At 36.0% G+C, this 17,366-nt stretch carries 12 protein-coding genes, 1 pseudogene and 3 riboswitches; of the genes and pseudogenes, 10 read left to right on the top strand and 3 right to left on the bottom strand.

Annotated features, from left to right (window positions below):
- Nucleotides 1–249: 249 nt before the first annotated feature.
- A complete protein-coding gene (locus tag BP18_RS06730; RefSeq protein WP_029277746.1) occupies nucleotides 250–1,521 on the bottom strand; it encodes a DEAD/DEAH box helicase in 1,272 nt (423 codons plus the stop codon).
- A 475-nt stretch (nucleotides 1,522–1,996) separates the two neighbouring features.
- Here BP18_RS06730 and BP18_RS12335 point away from each other — a divergent pair, with 475 nt between their 5' ends.
- The 5 genes from BP18_RS12335 (at nucleotide 1,997) to arsC (ending at nucleotide 8,569) form a co-directional block, all read left to right on the top strand.
- The gene (locus tag BP18_RS12335; protein WP_051669247.1) at nucleotides 1,997–4,339 is read left to right on the top strand and encodes an McrB family protein; all 2,343 of its coding nucleotides are present in this window, start codon (nucleotides 1,997–1,999) and stop codon (nucleotides 4,337–4,339) included.
- Nucleotides 4,332–5,618 carry an McrC family protein gene (locus BP18_RS06720; protein WP_029277750.1) on the top strand — a complete coding sequence of 429 codons (1,287 nt, stop codon included), beginning with the start codon at nucleotides 4,332–4,334 and terminating at the stop codon, nucleotides 5,616–5,618. Before BP18_RS12335 ends, BP18_RS06720 begins: the two co-directional genes overlap by 8 nt.
- Nucleotides 5,619–5,879: 261 nt before the next feature.
- Entirely contained in the window at nucleotides 5,880–6,326 is a 447-nt protein-coding gene (locus BP18_RS06715; protein ID WP_029277752.1) for a GNAT family N-acetyltransferase, read from the top strand.
- 456 nt (nucleotides 6,327–6,782) lie between these two features.
- Complete coding sequence (locus BP18_RS06710) at nucleotides 6,783–7,985, top strand: NADH-dependent flavin oxidoreductase (protein ID WP_029277754.1); 1,203 nt, start codon at nucleotides 6,783–6,785, stop codon at nucleotides 7,983–7,985.
- A 179-nt stretch (nucleotides 7,986–8,164) separates the two neighbouring features.
- Nucleotides 8,165–8,569 carry an arsenate reductase (thioredoxin) gene (gene arsC, locus BP18_RS06705; protein WP_029277756.1) on the top strand — a complete coding sequence of 135 codons (405 nt, stop codon included), beginning with the start codon at nucleotides 8,165–8,167 and terminating at the stop codon, nucleotides 8,567–8,569.
- Nucleotides 8,570–9,084: 515 nt separating this feature from the next.
- On the opposite strand, the pseudogene BP18_RS06700 reads toward arsC, so the two are convergent.
- Nucleotides 9,085–9,893, bottom strand: a pseudogene (locus BP18_RS06700) (manganese catalase family protein).
- 767 nt (nucleotides 9,894–10,660) lie between these two features.
- Between BP18_RS06700 and BP18_RS06695 the strand changes: the two are divergent.
- The 3 genes from BP18_RS06695 to BP18_RS06685 are packed head-to-tail and all read left to right on the top strand — an operon-like array spanning nucleotide 10,661 to nucleotide 13,554.
- The gene (locus tag BP18_RS06695) at nucleotides 10,661–11,701 is read left to right on the top strand and encodes an ABC transporter substrate-binding protein (protein WP_035050508.1); all 1,041 of its coding nucleotides are present in this window, start codon (nucleotides 10,661–10,663) and stop codon (nucleotides 11,699–11,701) included.
- A gap of 24 nt (nucleotides 11,702–11,725) precedes the next feature.
- Nucleotides 11,726–12,793, top strand: coding sequence for a FecCD family ABC transporter permease (locus BP18_RS06690; RefSeq protein ID WP_007721358.1), 1,068 nt, complete (start codon nucleotides 11,726–11,728; stop codon nucleotides 12,791–12,793).
- Between the two features lie 2 nt (nucleotides 12,794–12,795).
- Nucleotides 12,796–13,554 carry an ABC transporter ATP-binding protein gene (locus BP18_RS06685; RefSeq protein WP_007721355.1) on the top strand — a complete coding sequence of 253 codons (759 nt, stop codon included), beginning with the start codon at nucleotides 12,796–12,798 and terminating at the stop codon, nucleotides 13,552–13,554.
- Nucleotides 13,555–13,626: 72 nt separating this feature from the next.
- On the opposite strand, the gene BP18_RS06680 is transcribed toward BP18_RS06685, so the two are convergent.
- A complete protein-coding gene (locus BP18_RS06680; RefSeq protein ID WP_007721352.1) occupies nucleotides 13,627–14,025 on the bottom strand; it encodes a VOC family protein in 399 nt (132 codons plus the stop codon).
- A gap of 528 nt (nucleotides 14,026–14,553) precedes the next feature.
- Between BP18_RS06680 and BP18_RS06675 the strand changes: the two genes are divergently transcribed.
- Together BP18_RS06675 and ribD are read left to right on the top strand one after the other, a co-directional pair.
- Complete coding sequence (locus tag BP18_RS06675; protein ID WP_029278525.1) at nucleotides 14,554–15,342, top strand: enoyl-CoA hydratase/isomerase family protein; 789 nt, start codon at nucleotides 14,554–14,556, stop codon at nucleotides 15,340–15,342.
- Between the two features lie 155 nt (nucleotides 15,343–15,497).
- Nucleotides 15,498–15,612, top strand: a riboswitch (FMN riboswitch).
- A 154-nt stretch (nucleotides 15,613–15,766) separates the two neighbouring features.
- A riboswitch (FMN riboswitch) is annotated at nucleotides 15,767–15,881 on the top strand.
- A gap of 153 nt (nucleotides 15,882–16,034) precedes the next feature.
- A riboswitch (FMN riboswitch) is annotated at nucleotides 16,035–16,150 on the top strand.
- A gap of 142 nt (nucleotides 16,151–16,292) precedes the next feature.
- Nucleotides 16,293–17,366, top strand: coding sequence for a bifunctional diaminohydroxyphosphoribosylaminopyrimidine deaminase/5-amino-6-(5-phosphoribosylamino)uracil reductase RibD (gene ribD / locus BP18_RS06670; RefSeq protein WP_029277637.1), 1,074 nt, complete (start codon nucleotides 16,293–16,295; stop codon nucleotides 17,364–17,366).

Here is a 17,366-nt window from a genome sequence, read left to right as displayed (position 1 = left end):
AATGTATTAATGGAACAAAATTATTCTGAATTCAGTTGGTTATCTAATAGGTCATTAACCTAAGGAATTGACAATGATAAAGATCGAGGGTCCATGCATTCAATGCATGAACCCTCGATCTTTTATGATGGAAGAAGATTTCTTTCCTTCCCTTTTTATTTCGTCATCTTGACCAGTGAAGTAATAGTCTAGATGCAAGTGCGAGTCCACATAAGAGGTGGCAAAAAACGCCTTTGTTAATCGCTTACTTTACGTGTTTTTCGTTTGTACACGAGGTCTTTGTGCGGATTTTTGACCGCCTCTTCGAACTTGTTTACTTTTAGCTCGTGTTCCATTATTACGCGGGGCAACTGCTTTTCTCGCCTGCTGTGTTGGTGCTTGAGTGCCTTCTTTCAACAGATAGGGATGGTCTTTTATGACTGAAACTTTCCTCTTACTAAGTTTTTCAATGTCGCGCAACAAGTCTGATTCTGTTTCATCACAGAAAGAGATAGCTTTTCCACTTAGCCCTGCTCGTCCTGTACGGCCGATACGGTGAACGTAGGTTTCTGGAACTTCAGGCAAGTCAAATTGGATAACTTGCGAAAGCTCAGGCACATCGATACCACGGGCTGCGATATCTGTCGCTACGAGAACGCTAGTTTTCATGGTCTTGAAGTTTTCTAAAGCTTGCTGACGCGCATTCTGGGACTTGTTGCCGTGAATCGCTTCGGCGGAGAAACCCGCTTGCAAAAGTTTTTTGACGATTTTGTTGGCGCCATGCTTGGTTCTGGAGAAGACTAGGGAGCGCTCAACCTGCTTATTCTTCAAAAGATGGATAAGGAGGTTAGTTTTGTCGGCCTTGGCTACGCGATAAACACTCTGTTGGATGACTTCAACAGTGGATGAAACCGGATTGACCACCACTTTTACCGGGTTTGATAAAATAGTTCCTGCAAGTTTTTCGATTTCTTTCGGCATCGTTGCTGAAAAGAACATACTTTGACGTTTCTTAGGCAATTCGCGGATAATATGGCGTACATCACGTAACATCCCCATATCCAACATCATATCGGCTTCGTCTAAGACGAAGAACTCAACCTGGTTCAGTTTGACAAATCCTTGTTTGATAAGGTCCAACAGTCTGCCTGGGGTCGCAACTAGGATATCTGTTCCACGTTTCAGCGTGGCTGTCTGAGGATTCTGGGAAACGCCACCAAAAATTACTTGGATATTCAATGGAAGGTATTTAGCGTATGTTTGGAAACTATCACCGATTTGTATGGCAAGTTCACGTGTAGGAGCAAGGATTAAGGCTTTGATGGCACCTTTTCCAATTGTTTTTTCTTCCATAATATTTTGAAGGATCGGTAAGGCAAATGCAGCTGTCTTACCAGTACCAGTCTGGGCACAACCCAACAAGTCCTTGTTGTTCATCAGATGCGGAATGGCATCCTCTTGGATAGGCGTTGCTTTCGTATAGCCTGCTTCTTTCAGTGCGTGCAATATGTGTTGGTTCAATTCTAATTCATTAAATAACAAATGGTTCTCCCTCGGCATGTTATACATGCATTTAATTTTTGTGAATGTGTTTCGGATTAGGTTGGTTTAGCATACAAGAGTCTGACTATCTTTCAAAAATCGACCTAATCCGAAAAAGTATATAGTTTCTCTGAGAAATAGCATGACTGGCCTATTGTATCAGAAATGGAAGTGAGAGTCACATTATTTTATTTTTGAAAAAGAATATGAGATATCCAATATATACAAGTATAACAATGGTATATTTTAACTATATATACCCACGGAAGGTTTAACAGAAAAATTTATAAAATATATGAATTGACTATAGTATCTTCTGTAATAACGGCTCTTTCTAAAAATGGTATTCTTAAAGTGAAATGCTTTAAGATTGGACACTATGATGTGACATTAATATTATCGGCGAGTCATGAATAATTAGTGGTAAACTGAGCACATAACATGTTAATAAGTACATAGTTTGGAGGAATAGTAATTGGAAATAGATTTAGGGAAAAATTATTTCTTTGTTAATACGTCATTTGAAGATAGCGATCGTTTAGATGATTTTATTGACCAAGGAACATGGGAACTTAATTTAGAAGATAAAGAAGATGAAATGCAAAGGTTTAGTGAAATAAGTGTAGGAGATTACGTAGTTGCTAAAACGTCGGTTACACGAAAAACAGAACTTCCATTTGAAAACCCAAATAATAATACTATTTCAGTTATGCGAATCAAAGCAGTTGGAATAGTCGAAGGTATATCAGGCGAAGAACGTTCTATAACTGTAAATTTATTGAAGGATTATCGTCAAGAGAAGAAAGAATGGTTTTTCTATACTAGTGAAGAACCAATTTGGCAACCAGAGATATCTAAATCAGAATTCGCAAAAAGATTGATTGAATTTTCTATGGAAGATGTAGAACAAGATTATCAGTATTTCTTAAATGATCCCTATTGGAAAGGCCAATGGTATGGAAAACTTGATGTTACTTTAAAAAAAGGCGTGCCACTTACTTTACGCTATGAAGACTTAGAAAAAAGAAGACTACTCTCATTTAAAGTAAATAGGAACGAATTTTCAAGAGAGAATCTTAAACACTTTGCTTGGAAACGAATTGTAGAACAAGTTGCCTTACTCTTAGAAATTCCATACAAAGAGGATACTAAAATTACTTTAAAAGATGTTTTTCCTGATGCTACAGATGCGAAATTGAAGGATTTAACGAGCAACTTTCGAAACGCAATCGGCTTTTACTCTTCTAAAGAGAAAGTGGAAGAACAAAAAACTATCCGAATTGCTAGCAAAATGACCAATATTTTGGAAATCCAACTGGGTGGGAAAAGTGTTTGGTATGCAACCTTTGCTGGAATAGATGCTCTTATGCTGGTGCAAGGTTTGCTAAATAAGTTCGGTACGGGTACAGAAGAAATTCTTATTGAATATTCAGCTAATAAGAAAAATGTAGCGGTTAAAGAAAGAAAAGATAAAGAGGTTAACGGCATAGAAACAGAAGCAACTGAAAAAATTGAAAGTATGGGTTTAAATACAATTTTATATGGTCCTCCAGGTACGGGTAAAACGTATCAAATTAATGAATATAGGGAAAAATTAATCGGAAATCAACTGACGAAAGAACAAGAGTATCATTTTGATGGATACTCTTGGAAAGATATTATTTATCTTGCCTATAAAGAATATGATTACAAAACACTAACAATCAAAGAGATAGAAGGTTCAAAAATCGTTCAGGAGTATGCGAAAACGAAAAAAAGTAAGTCGATTTATGGAACATTAAGCACGGAAGTTATTGAAAATGCCACAAAAGAGAGTACTGTATCTGCTTATCGCAAGGGAACAGACTTTTTTGAAAAGGTCGATAATCAGTGGTCACTAACTCAAGTGGGAAGAATAGATGCTAGTGAAGTTCCTACACCTGTACAAAAACAAGGAGAGGGAGACTTCTTTTTTGAATTTGTTACATTCCATCAATCATTTGGTTATGAAGATTTTATTGAAGGCATTAGAGCTGAATCGGTTAATGGAAACATCCATTATGAAGTGAAAGATGGAGTATTTCTACGTTTCTGTCGTAAAGCACAAAAAGATTTGGAAAATGGGAAGACAAACAAATTTTTATTTGTTATCGACGAGATAAATCGTGGGAATATTAGCAAAATTTTTGGTGAGTTGATCACATTAATAGAAGACAGCAAGCGAATTCGCTATGAAGATGGAAAATGGGTAGGAATGACTGCAACATTGCCTTATTCTGGTGAAAGTTTTGGTGTTCCAACTAACGTATATATTCTAGGAACGATGAACACAGCAGATCGTTCAATTTCGATGATGGATACGGCTTTGAGAAGACGTTTTGAATTTGTAGAGAAAATGCCAGATTCAGATGTGATCCGAGAAAATGTTGGAGATAACGGAATCATTGACACTGTTGATGTAGCAGAAATATTGGATATACTTAATAAACGCATCCGTGTTCTTTATGATAGGGAACATACTCTAGGTCATGCCTTTTTTATTAACAATCAAACGATGGAAGACTTACAAAAAACTTTTGAAAATAAAATTTTACCGCTACTTCAAGAATATTTCTATGATGATTTCAGAAAAATAAAAGCGATACTAAATGATTCGCAAGAAATCTATATTAGACATGAAAAGGAAAGTTTAGCTGATATTTTCGATACGACTATATTAGATGAGTGGGTCGAAGAAGATAGTGGACATTATGAATTGATTACATCAGTTTCAATAAAAGAGTTCGAAAAATTTATTACCAACATTGCAAATCCTAATTCTGGTGCGGTAAATGAATAGAACGATTACTATTGCAGAATATGATCGAATTTATGTAAATGATGTTTTTCAAGGTATAAAGATTACTCAAAAGGATATTCTTGAATTAAAAGTCTTTATTGATGAAAGCAATGGTGAAACTTCAAACATTTCGGAATACTTACGGCCTATTCGTAATGGCGTTCAAGCAAATAATTACGTTGGTGTTTTGCAGACTAAATCAGGTCTGACTATCGAAATTCTACCTAAAATTTCGCGCACGCATCAAAATCAGGAACAAGTTAAGAAGTTATTTATACGCATGCTTCGTACAGTGAAACACATTAATGGAAAGAGTTTCGATATGTCACACTTGAGTGAACATAAAAATAACGTCTTAGAGATATTTATTTCCATGTTTATTGACGAAGTTGATAAGATTTTAAAAAGAGGTTTAAAATCAGACTATATTCCTGTTAGAAGTAATGAAATATTTTTAAAGGGAAAGTTATTGTTGCAGCAACAAATACAGCATAATTCTGTGAATAAAGCTAAATTTTATACCGAATTTGATGAATTTAAAGTTGATGGAGCAGAAAATCAAATTATAAAAACAACGTTAACGTACTTATTAAGTTTATCTCACGAAGCTAAAAATCAGCGTTTGATTCGAGAACAATTGCTGTATTTTGAAAATGTGAATTTGACCTATAATCCTCCAATAACTTTTCAACGCATAGCTATAAAACGTCAATTTTCATATTATGAACGTGCTATAAAATGGGCCGAAATTTTTTTGAAACGGAAATCATTTACTTCATTTAAAGGAAGTTCTTTGGCGTTTGCCTTACTTTTTCCTATGGAAACTATCTTTGAGGCGTATATTGCGGATAAAATGAAAAGAGCTTTTCCAAATTTTAAAGTAAGTACTCAAGAACAACAGTATTTTCTATTTGATGGTTATGATGGGAGTAAAAGCAACTATAGGTTACGACCAGATATTATCATTCGTTCTAATCAAGGGAGCGGCAACTTAGTAATAGTGGATACAAAATGGAAGTTATTAAAAGCAGATGGTCCTTCACAAAGTGATTTATATCAAATGTATGCCTATTTTACGCGGTATCGTCATCATTCAGAATCAGTGGAAAAAGTGATTCTGCTTTATCCTAAGAGTGATTATTATGGTGAACGAGTTTTTAAAAGTTTTAATTTTTCTGATAATCAATCGGATCTTGAAGCAAAGATTGAAGTAAAATATATTGATTTGTTTAGCGATAATATTGAAAACCAACTTCAGAATATAGTAGCTGATTTTTAAAACTACAGTAAAAATGGTAATAAACGTTTCAATGTAGATTCTGTAAACTTTTCACCTTTATTCTTCTTCTTTTTAATGATAGGGATTTTTATATTAGGCTATTATGCTAGACGTATTGTATTGTTGTATGTAATGCACCAAACATTTCCATATTTTATGATGAGTCAGTTGAATTTTTGCTCCAAAAATAGAATTTTGCACAGGATGATTATTTTAAAAGAACTGGTTAGTTAAAATCTAGGTAAAAAGGAGAAAAAAACTGTGGAGTGGAAAATAAAAACATTTAACGAATTGAGTAACGACGAGTTGTATGAAATTATAAAAATTAGAAGTGAAGTGTTTGTAATAGAGCAGCAGTGTATTTATGAAGAATGTGATGGTAAAGACAAAAAAGCCTATCATTTATTTGGGGAAGAAAATGGAGAAATCCTGGTATATTTACGAATACTCGAGAAGGGTGTTTCATTTAATGAGGTATCTATAGGAAGAGTATTAGTTAATAAAAAATATCGCAGCAAGGGTCTTGCAAAAGAAATGATGTCACGTGCAATAGCATTTATTGAGGACAATTTAAATGAAAAAGTAATTAGAATATCTGCACAGGAGTATTTGCTGGAATTTTATTCGAGTTTAGGGTTTGTGAAGGTTTCGCAAGTGTATTTGGAAGATGGCATTCCACATATGGAAATGGTCTACAATAATCTTTAGAAAATATGAAAAGGTAAAAAGAAGAAGCTGATATTATAAAGAAAATAAACTATCTTGTTTTTCTATTTAAAGGAAATTTTGATAAATCAGAACCTATGAATGATTTAGACTAAAGCCTAGTATGTAAAAAGAAGAAAATAAAATCAATCAGGAGGTGGGTGATTGTCTCCTCTATCGCCTGATTGATTTATATCTATTACTGCCTTATTTCTCTTTTTCGAATAGGCATCCATATTTCACTGTATGCAAAGTCTTTTTTATTTGGATCCAGTCTTGTAAACGAAAACCCCTGGTAGATTCACTATTTCATAATCAGAAGTTGGTAAACATCCTTCAAATGTTAAGCAAGTTCATCATCTTGGATGACAAAGCCTGTTTTATTGAAAGCGCATACTTTTTAACCTATAATGAGGGTAGAGTTGTGAAGTGAAAAATAAAAAGTAAAGGAGCATAATTATGAATTCGAAATATGGCAAGTTATTTGAAGAAGTGACGTTTAATAATGGTGTAAAGCTAGACACACGTTTTGCGATGGCACCAATGGTAGTGGATGGTTCTTCTCTGGAAGGAGATGTAACAGAAGAAGATATCAAATACTTTGAAAGACGTGCGAATGCAGCCTCCCTATTAATCTCAGGTGCTGCTGCAGTAACTGAATATGGGAATGCATTTGGTTACGCACTTGGGATTTATCGCGATGAACAACTGGATGGGTTGACTCAATTGGCCACGAGCATGAAATCGAAAGGGAATAAAGCGATTTGCCAAATTTTCCACCCAGGTCGGGAAGCAAAAGTCACCTTCCAACAGCACGGTGTGGTGTATGGCCCAAGTTCAATGGATGTTGACTTTTTAGATTATCCGATTACCGGATTAACCGAAGAGCAGGTTGAAGAGGTAATTGATCAGTATGTGAAGGCAGCAGGGCGGGCAATAGATGCAGGATTTGACGGTGTGGAAATTCACGGTGCAAACCACTACCTAATTCAGCAATTCTTCTCTGAAATATCCAATAAGCGAAATGATAAGTGGGGAGGCAAACGTGAAAACCGTGCCGCCTTTGGGATAGAAATTACAAAACGAGTAAAAGAATTAGTAACGAAGCGTGGCAAGAAAGATTTCATTATCGGTTACCGGATTAGCCCGGAAGAAATCCATGGGAATATAGCAGGATATACACTAGACGATTCTCTCTATCTAATTGATAAGATAGCTGATTTAGGGATTGATTATATTCATTCCTCTTTGTGGGGAGCAGAAGCGTATAAATCGAAAGCCCTAATGGGAGATCATGAAGGTGAAATTATCAACCAAGTGATCCATGAATTGCTTGCTGGCAGAACCAAACTAATCGCAGCAGGTGACATATTAAGTGCCGATGCAGCCTTGGATGCTCTAAACTATACGGATATCATCGCCTTGGCTTCGGCTGTTCTTATGGATCCTGAGATAAGGCAAAAAATTAAAAATGGTCAAGAAGAGACAATCAATTTTGATGTAACCGATCGTTATGATGAGTTGGCATTGCCGAAACACTTCCCGATTATGCTACCAGCAGTTAATGCGAACGGACATATCCCACAAGAAACATTTGACTATATTAAAACGGTAATGCTTGAAGAAGATAGAAAGTACACTTTGGAAAATAAAAATATCTAATAGCTATTTTAGATAAAAGTGTTCCCACAGTTTTACTCATATGAATTTCTGATAATTAACCAAAATATTGTGATCAAAAATAAGAGATTGCCATTTTAATTATGCAAACTCGTATTTTGATTAGTATATTTTTTATTTAAAATCGTATTTAAGTATTCTAAACAATATGGAGGATAACTATGAGAAAAATTTATTTCTTATGTACAGGTAATTCATGTCGAAGTCAAATTGCTGAAGGTTACGGTCATAAATTTTTAGACTCAAAAGAGTTTGAAGTAAAAAGCGCAGGAATTGAAACACATGGATTAAACCCGAGAGCAGTCAAAGTAACGGCAGAAGACGGGATAGATATCACTACGCAGACATCCAATCTGATTGATACCGATTATTTCAAAAAAGCTGATTTAATTATCACGTTATGTGGTGACGCAAGAGACAAATGCCCAGTAATACCAGCGGGAGTGACGCATGAACATTGGGGACTAGAAGATCCCGCTAAAGCAACGGGTACTGAGGAAGAAATACTAACTGTGTTTCGTGAAACAAGAGAACTAATCAAAGAAAAAGTAAAAGCAATCAGGTAGAAATTTTGATTAGGATAAAACATAAAAGAACCGATAGTAACGACTAATTCAATAATTGTTTCAAGGTAGTGACTCCCAAAAGTTAGAGTGAAATCTAAAATTTGGAGGTCGCTTTTTCATGGCAAAAAACAGTTTCTATGCTGGTATTTTTTACTATTTGGAATTTTTTCGTCATAAATTGACATGTTTTTTTTTCGTTAAAATTTAGTGGTTGTTGAAGAACTAAAGCCCGATTTAGAAACGCAATTGCTTATTCAGGCAACATAACGAGATTTAGTGAAAATGTCATTGTTACTCTACGTACTAAATAGGTAACTAAATTGTATCAAAAAAGGATTCTACGGTTTTTAAGCGATAGAGTCCTTTTGGATTGGTAAATTACTTAGTTGTATCATTCTGATCGAGTGTCATTAATATAAATAAATAATATAAAAAATATTCCCCAAAAGTTTAATTTTACTCTAACTTTTAGGGGCAACACTATTTGTTTCGGTCTCTTTAAAACGTCTCTTTGATTATTTTAACTCAGGATCATTTTCGATAATTTTTCTTCCATCTTTGATTATTTGGTCAAGATCCGTATTTCTCAATGCTTCAGGTCTTGGTTTATTAAACGGTTTTTCAGACATGGCTTTTCCTTCTTCATATTTGAAAGGTTGTCCATCTATGGCTATTTTGCCTTCAACTATTTCTTTAGACTCATCACCTTCAGAGAAATTGTAAAGTGTGTGACTGAATTCTGAATGTTCTAAATCAGCTGTACCATGAGGAACTATTACCCCATATTTATCTTCCAATTCTTTCGCTACTTGCATAAACTGTAGTTGATGTTGAGTCTCACGCGCCATTAAGAAGCTCAACATATCGCGAACTCCTTTATCCTCTGTCAGATGGTATTGACGAGTAACTTGTAGTCGTCCCATAGATTCACGAGTAATATTGTAACGCATGTCAGCCAGCAAGTTTCCGCTTGATTCCATATATGCAGATGTCCAAGGATTACCATTGGCATCTTGAAGACTAGCGCCTAAACCATTTACAATAGCATGTTGTGGATTCATACCGCCCATTACTGCGGCAAGGGCAGGGTCGCCACAGTTATAAGCGCTTTCTTGAACGTTTAAAGGAGCATCGTCCAGAAGATGAGCAATCATCGTAGCGAGCATTTCAATGTGCCCAATTTCCTCTGTCCCTGTATCTAATAATAAGTCTTGTATTTTTCGTTTCCAGGAGTACTTAAATTCCAACCTTGGAATAAATATGCAGCCATTCCGGTCATTTCACCCCAGTGGCCACCAAGATTTTCTTGTAACCGACGTGCCATTAAAGCATCTGGTTTATCAGGTAGAGTGTTATACTGTAAAATTTTCGTGTGCTTAAACATAAATTTTCCTTCTTCTAAAAAAGTTTTTTTAGTAATGAATCTTTAATTCACGAATAATATAGCACATTTAAATATCGTTCACAAAAATTCTGGTCAAGTCTTACTTTTTTTATAAGTAGTTGATAGCTTTATTTTAGTACTGGTTGATGAAACACGGTTCTAAGCAATTTAATGTATTTAAGTAAGCACGCCCAGTATATTGGCGCTGAAAAAGATTTAAACTAGGGGATGTAAAATGGATTATAATAACTATTTAAAAAGAATTTCAGAGCGATTTTCTAATATTCTAATTTGTCAAATTAAGCTAGACAAATCAAAATATCTCTTTATCCCATAATCTTTGCTTAATGGATAAAGAGAATATTACTTAGAAGTGAAAATACAATAAGCTAACTAAGAGAAAAGATAGGTGAGTTTTTGATATTTCAGAGCATTTAAATCGTGGTTTGTGTTTAATATTTGAATTAATCAATAAAAAGATACTGATATAATAAGGCTTACTTTGATTATTTGTGAATGTTTTAACATTTCTATTTACTTTAGCAAAAATCAATCATATAATTAAGAAAAGGAATGATTCTTAATTATCAAGCTTGATTTTTATATTTAGTCTTCTTATTTTAGATAGAATGTATAGATAAAGGTAAGAAAGTATAAATCTTCACAAATAGAATGAAAAACTAATCAATATAAATGGAGTGAAAAAAATGACAATATCAAAAATAGTGAAATACTTTGGACTTGTTGCAGCTTCAAGCTTATTGCTGGGAGCGTGTGGACAAGAGAATACGACAGAAGACCAGACAAATACGGACAATAAATCAACCGAACAGATAGCAGGAACAACTTTTCCATTAACGTTGGATAATTACACCGCATCGTCAGAAGGTGCAGTATTTTCAGAAAAAGAAATAACGTACGAATCTAGCCCGAAATCGATTGTTGCCAATAACCAGGGAACAGCGGAGTTGCTAATCCAACTTGGATTAGCTGAAGACATTGTAGGCGTAGCCGCCTTATACGGTGAAGGCGATGAAACGGTAACTGAGGAATTCTCTAGCATTCCCGTTTTGTCAGAAGGATATGTTGGAAAAGAATTAGTTGTAGGTACTGATCCGGATATCGTTGTGGGACGTGGGCAACTGTTTGCCAATGCCGAATGGGGAACGGGAACAGTGGAAGAATTGAATGATTTAGATATTCAGACGTATATTCAAGCGACATCAACGACAGGCGCAACTTTTGAGGATATCTATACTGATATTGATCATTTAGGAAAATTATTTACGGTTGAAGAGAAGGCACAACAATTTTCAACGGATATAAAAACAAGAATGGACGCAATCGTTGCAGCCATTCCTGATAAACAGGCAACTCTTGATTATGCTTATATTTTTGGGGCAGAAGGTACGGACGTGAATATTTATAGTGGTGCAGCAGACACTTACTTAAACGATGCCTTAAGCTATATGGATTTAGAAAATACATTTGCAGATGTAACGGGAGAAATCAGTGTCGAAGCTTTATTGGAAGCTGATCCAGATGTATTATTATTGGTTAACTATACGGGTGGACGCGATCCAAAAGAGAGCTTAGCTGATTTGAAAGCAAATGACGCACTTTCAAGTCTGACAGCAATCAAAGAAGACCGCATCTATACGATTGATTACAATCAATTCTGGAGTTATGGGTACCAAATTTTAACCGGTATGGAACAACTCAATACTGAAATGCAGTCAAAAAATTAATTCACAGCAGGAAGGAGTAAACTGATGAACCGTATTGATAAGCAACGCAAATTATTTTATATATGTTTACTCCTTTTTACTGTATTGATTATCTTTTCGATTGGAATCGGTGTTGCGGTCGGACAAGTCGCAATACCTCTGAAAGAATCGTTTCAGATACTGCTTGAAAATTTGTCAGGAGGAATAGTTAATGACTTATCTGGCATTTCTTCTAACTCTTACGAAAGTATCATCTGGCAGATTCGTTTTCCAAGAGTCCTTTTAGCAATGCTGACGGGTATGGGATTATCCTTAGCCGGTGCGGTTATGCAGACAACGGTCCAAAATCCACTCGCAGATCCTTATATCTTAGGTATTTCTTCTGGCGCCTCTCTAGGTGCAACGTTTGCTATTCTAATTGGCTTTGGTGGAACTAGTATCTTGGCTCAATTTGGGTTATCATTTTGGGCATTTTTAGGAGCGGTGACAGCGGCTCTTCTAGTTTTACTATTGTCGAATATTCATGGACAAATGAATTCAATCAAATTGATTTTATCCGGGATGGTATTAAATGCCCTTTTTACAGCCTTTTCCAATTTCATCATATACATAGCCAATGATGCGGAAGGGATTCGTTCAGTAACATTCTGGATGATGGGAAGTTTGGCAGGAGCAAGTTGGTCCAAGCTTCCTTTGTTGGCAACCGTTGTTCTAGTTTGTTTGCTCTTTTTCTTAACACAAATACGGATTTTAAATATTATGCTATTAGGCGATGAATCAGCCGTTACGCTTGGAGTAAATTTGAAATTTTACCGCAAATTGTATCTCGTTATTACATCAATTCTAACCGGAGTTATCGTGGCAAATACTGGAATGATTGGATTTGTAGGATTGATTATTCCTCATATTGTCCGTGGAATAGTCGGATCAAATCATCGGTACTTCTTACCGTTATCAGTTTTTTCGGGATCTTTATTTATGGTATGGTGCGATATTTTATCTCGTATTATCCTGCCAACAGTTGAGTTGCCTATTGGTATTTTGACCTCTTTAATTGGCGCACCGCTATTCATTTACATTTTTGTTAAAAAAGGCTACGAGTTTGGAGGGTAAGTATGAATTTAACGATTGATAACGTATCGGTATCTATTGGCTCCCAGCAAATTGTACAAGATGTTTCATTGCATGTCCGTCAAAATCAGTTTGTAGGTCTGATCGGACCGAATGGCTGTGGGAAATCAACTTTATTGAAAAGTGTTTCTAAACTACTTGAACCCAAAACGGGAGTTATTACGCTGGGTGACGAGAATGTTCAAGACCTTTCACATAAACAGCTCGCAAAAATATTGGGTGTCGTGGGACAGTTTCATGAAGTCAATTTTGATTTTTCTATCCGTGATATGCTATTGCTCGGACGATCACCGTACAAAGGTTTAATGGAGAGAGACAATGCGTTAGATTATGAAATTGTCGAAAAGGTTCTTCTCCAAATGGACTTGGAAAAAATGGCGGATAGGAGTTTCTTATCTCTGTCAGGTGGAGAAAAACAGCGAGTTATATTAGGTAGAACGTTGGTCCAACAACCTAAATTTTTAGTTTTGGATGAGCCCACCAATCATTTGGATATTAAACATCAATTGAGTATTTTAAGAACAGTCGCTTCCTTACCGATAGGTGTATTAGCAGCTTTACATGATTTGAATCTAGCTGCACGCTTTACGGATTATTTGTATGCGATGAAAGATGGACGAATTATTAAAGAGGGTAGACCGGAAGAAGTGTTAACGGAAGCGGTCATTCAAGAATTGTATGAAGTGGAATGTCGCACCTATATTAATCCTATTTCAGGCAAAAAAGCCATTGAATTTTTATAAAAACACCTCTGTCGAATTCGACAGAGGTGTTTTGCGTCAATCTATTAATTTACAGTAGTTTAAAAATCTTTATTACATTGCCATCCAACTGGGCTCTAAGGTATTTCCGTCTAGATCTTGTACTTCAAGTCCAAACATTTGATCTTCAGACATTCCCATGTCTACTTTGTAGAAATCACCACCATTGGTTTTTGCCGTTTCAGCAAACTTTTTGACGGCATCAGCGCTTTCCAGGCTGAATGAAATTAGAGCACTGCTAGTGGTTTGAGTATCTGCAATTGTTTTATCTTTAAGAAAACGGCTATAAAATTCGTGATTCAGTAGCATAATCCAAAAATTATCATCCCAAACCATTGCGACAGCTTCATCGTTTGAGAATTCATTATTTTTAGTAAACCCTAATTTTTCATAAAATGCAGCAGAGCGATTGACATCAGATACAGGGAAATTCACAAAAACCATAGTTGACATAAAAATCCTCCATTCTCTTCATATTCTGATTTTATTACAAATAAAGCATCTCACGAGGGAGCTTTTTTGTCAAAAATAGTAGATTAAATTGCGCTAGTCATTATAAGGTTTATGGCAAGTCTAGACGAGTAAGTATAAAACCTGAAGGATCTTATACAGTTATGTTGGATGGTTTAGCAGAAAAAGAATTATGAGATTGATGGGGATGGCTATGAAGAATATATCATTGATGAAGTGGCAAAAAAAAATTCAGGATCTTCTTTATAAGTCAGTAAAATGGTTTTAAACGAAATAACTAAAAATTAATTTAATTAAGAAAGTCATACAGGTCATTAGCTTTGCTAATACCCTGTATGACTAATGGTAATTTGTATCGAATGAGCTATAGGAATATACTAAGTATATAAAAGAAAGCGTTGTCTTAATGATCAAAAATTATTAGCATAAATGAATTTCCTACTGATTTCGTAAGAAAGCCATTGCTGCTAAGTCGTCCGTATTATTGTCAGAAAAGAGGGGTAAGTAGAAATGTATCAAACAATCCTGTATGAAGAAAAAGAGAATACTGCGTACATCACTTTTAATAGACCTGAAGTCGGAAATGCCTTCTCAGAAGTTTCATTTCGAGAGATTCCAGAAGCTTTAACGAAGGCGTCAGAAGATGGGAATATTCGTGCAGTTGTTTTGACAGGTAAAGGAAAGTTGTTCTGTGGAGGAGGGGACATTAACCAGTTTAAAGAGATGATAGAAAAAGATGATGGAGGGATTCCAGAACATTTGGTCGAAGCTACAGGGGCAATGGGTCGTGCCATTCGAAACTGCAGCAAACCGGTTATTGCTTCTATCAATGGAGCGGCAGCGGGTGCGGGCATGGGGGTAGCACTAGCAGCTGATTTTCGTATCATGGAGAAACGCAGCTCTCTTGTTACAGCCTTTGTAGGCATGGGATTACCAGGAGACACAGGTGTACTATATTTCTTGCAAAAGATGGTAGGAATCTCAATGGCAACAGAATTGTTAATGTTTTCTAAACCTATCAAAGGAGAGCGTGCATTTGAATTGGGTTTAGCAAATAAAGTGGTTGAAGATGGAACTTTAGAGGAAGAAACATGGGCATTTGCAAAAAAAGTAGCTTCATTACCAACACAAACGGTTTCCTATCAAAAGCAACTTTCCAATGAGTTTTTTTATAGTGATTTAGAAAAATTCAATTATAGAGAGGCACAACTGATGCATCTGTCTTCTTTAACAGATGATCATAAAGAGGCTGTCATGGCGTTTCTTGAAAAAAGAGCACCTCACTTCAGAGGACACTGAATTAAGTTGCTCATGTAAAAAGGTGATTAATAGACTACTGAAGAATAGCCTTTACTAGTACTTTTAGTACACTTAGTATTAAGGTAATCGGACAGTTCATATAAAAAATATTGACATCTCTTGTATTTAAATATATTCTTACATTACAAAAGTAAATTAGTCTTCAGGGCAGGGTGCAAGTCCCTACCGGTGGTAAAGCCCACGAGCCGTAAGGCAGATTCGGTTAGATTCCGAAGCCGACAGTATAGTCTGGATAAAGCGAAGACAAAGTAATTGCAGAGAAATTAAGATAGCTAGAGTCTTTTTTTGGACAGATAGCAATCATGAATTTGTGAAGCAACTATTAACTAGTCTTATTTAGCTATAAGTCGAAGCCCTGGATATAAAATTCTGAGGGCTTTTTTGTGTAGAAAAGTAAAAATTAAATAGTCTTCAGGGCAGGGTGCAAGTCCCTACCGGTGGTAAAGCCCACGAGCCGCAAGGCAGATTCGGTCAGATTCCGAAGCCGACAGTATAGTCTGGATAAAGCGAAGACAAAGTAATTGCAGAGAAATTAAGATAGCTAGAGTCTTTTTTTGGATAGATAGCAATCATGAATTTGTGAAGCAACTATTAACTAGTCTTATTTAGCTATAAGTCGAAGCCCTGGATATAAAAATCTGGGGCTTTTTTGTGTGGAAAAGTAAAAATTAAATAGTCTTCAGGGCAGGGTGCAAGTCCCTACCGGTGGTAAAGCCCACGAGCCGTAAGGCAGATTCGGTTAGATTCCGAAGCCGACAGTTATAGTCTGGATAAAGCGAAGACAAAGTTTACAAAAATCAAAAAGTAACCGAGTACAAAGTATTCGGAGTTATTTGTTGAGCCTTGTAAAAAAAATGACGAAAGCCCTGAGAGTACATTCTTGGGGCTTTTTTAATTTGAATGGAGTGAGAGGATTGGATGAAGTGTACATGAGGATGGCACTGGACTTGGCAAGAAAGGGAAAAGGATGGACAACTCCTAATCCTTTAGTTGGAGCGATCATTGTAAAAGGTGGAAGAGTTATTGGGCAAGGGTATCATCAAAAATACGGACAGCCCCATGCGGAAGTAAATGCGATTGCATCAGCCAAAGAAGATGTGACTGGGGCAACGTTGTATGTCACGTTAGAACCGTGTTCTCATTTTGGGAAAACACCACCTTGTTCAGACTTACTGATAGACAAGAACATTAAACGAGTAGTCGTGGGCACACTCGATCCAAACCCACTAGTTGCTGGAAAAGGAATTGAAAGGCTTCGTAGCAATGGAATTGAAGTAGTTACAGGTGTACTAGAAGAAGAGAGTCAAAAATTGAATGAGATCTTCATAAAATACATTGTTACGAAAGAACCATTTGTGGTTATGAAAAATGCAATGTCTCTAGATGGAAAAATCGCTACAGTGACTGGTGAATCTCAATGGATTTCTGGTGAGTCCTCTAGGAAACAAGTCCATTCCCTGCGCCATGAATTAGCTGGAATTATGGTCGGTATAGAAACGATTATCAAGGATGACCCACAACTAACTTCTAGAACACTAAACAGTCGTAATCCTATTAGAATTGTTGTCGATAGTCAGCTAAGAATCCCAATCGCTTCAAAGGTATTAACTCAACAAGATAAAGCGAAGACAATTGTGGCCACCACAAGAAGAGCCAATAAGGAAAAATTAGATACGTTAAAGCAGATGGACATTGAAGTGCTTGTAACTAAAGAAAAAGGTGGAAGAGTTGATTTAAAAGAATTAATGAAGCTACTAGGAGCTAAAGGAATTGATAGTATCTTACTGGAAGGCGGTGCAAATTTGAATTTCTCGGCTTTGGAAGAAGGAATCGTGGACAAAATACAGTCCTATATTGCGCCAAAAATCATTGGAGGAAAAGAGGCTAAAACAGCTGTAGAAGGGGCAGGAGTTCACTCATTAAAAAATGCATTTCAAATTGATCGGATGACGCCTGTAATGGTCGGAGAAGATCTGTTTGTGGAAGGCTATATTATTAAATAA

Source organism: Carnobacterium jeotgali MS3, from assembly GCF_000745125.1.
Taxonomy (GTDB): domain Bacteria; phylum Bacillota; class Bacilli; order Lactobacillales; family Carnobacteriaceae; genus Carnobacterium_B; species Carnobacterium_B jeotgali.
The sequence above is the reverse complement of the archived record's forward strand: the minus strand, read 5'-3'. Positions and strand labels throughout refer to the sequence as shown.

What these genes read in the sequence shown, in the direction of transcription:
- BP18_RS06720 (WP_029277750.1), top strand. Translation starts at nt 4,332, where the DNA reads ATGAATAGAACGATTACTATTGCAGAATATGATCGAATTTATGTAAAT.
- BP18_RS06710 (WP_029277754.1), top strand. Translation starts at nt 6,783, where the DNA reads ATGAATTCGAAATATGGCAAGTTATTTGAAGAAGTGACGTTTAATAAT.
- arsC (WP_029277756.1), top strand. Translation starts at nt 8,165, where the DNA reads ATGAGAAAAATTTATTTCTTATGTACAGGTAATTCATGTCGAAGTCAA.
- BP18_RS06695 (WP_035050508.1), top strand. Translation starts at nt 10,661, where the DNA reads ATGACAATATCAAAAATAGTGAAATACTTTGGACTTGTTGCAGCTTCA.
- BP18_RS06690 (WP_007721358.1), top strand. Translation starts at nt 11,726, where the DNA reads ATGAACCGTATTGATAAGCAACGCAAATTATTTTATATATGTTTACTC.
- BP18_RS06685 (WP_007721355.1), top strand. Translation starts at nt 12,796, where the DNA reads ATGAATTTAACGATTGATAACGTATCGGTATCTATTGGCTCCCAGCAA.
- BP18_RS06680 (WP_007721352.1), bottom strand. Translation starts at nt 14,025, where the DNA reads ATGTCAACTATGGTTTTTGTGAATTTCCCTGTATCTGATGTCAATCGC.
- BP18_RS06675 (WP_029278525.1), top strand. Translation starts at nt 14,554, where the DNA reads ATGTATCAAACAATCCTGTATGAAGAAAAAGAGAATACTGCGTACATC.
- ribD (WP_029277637.1), top strand. Translation starts at nt 16,293, where the DNA reads ATGAGGATGGCACTGGACTTGGCAAGAAAGGGAAAAGGATGGACAACT.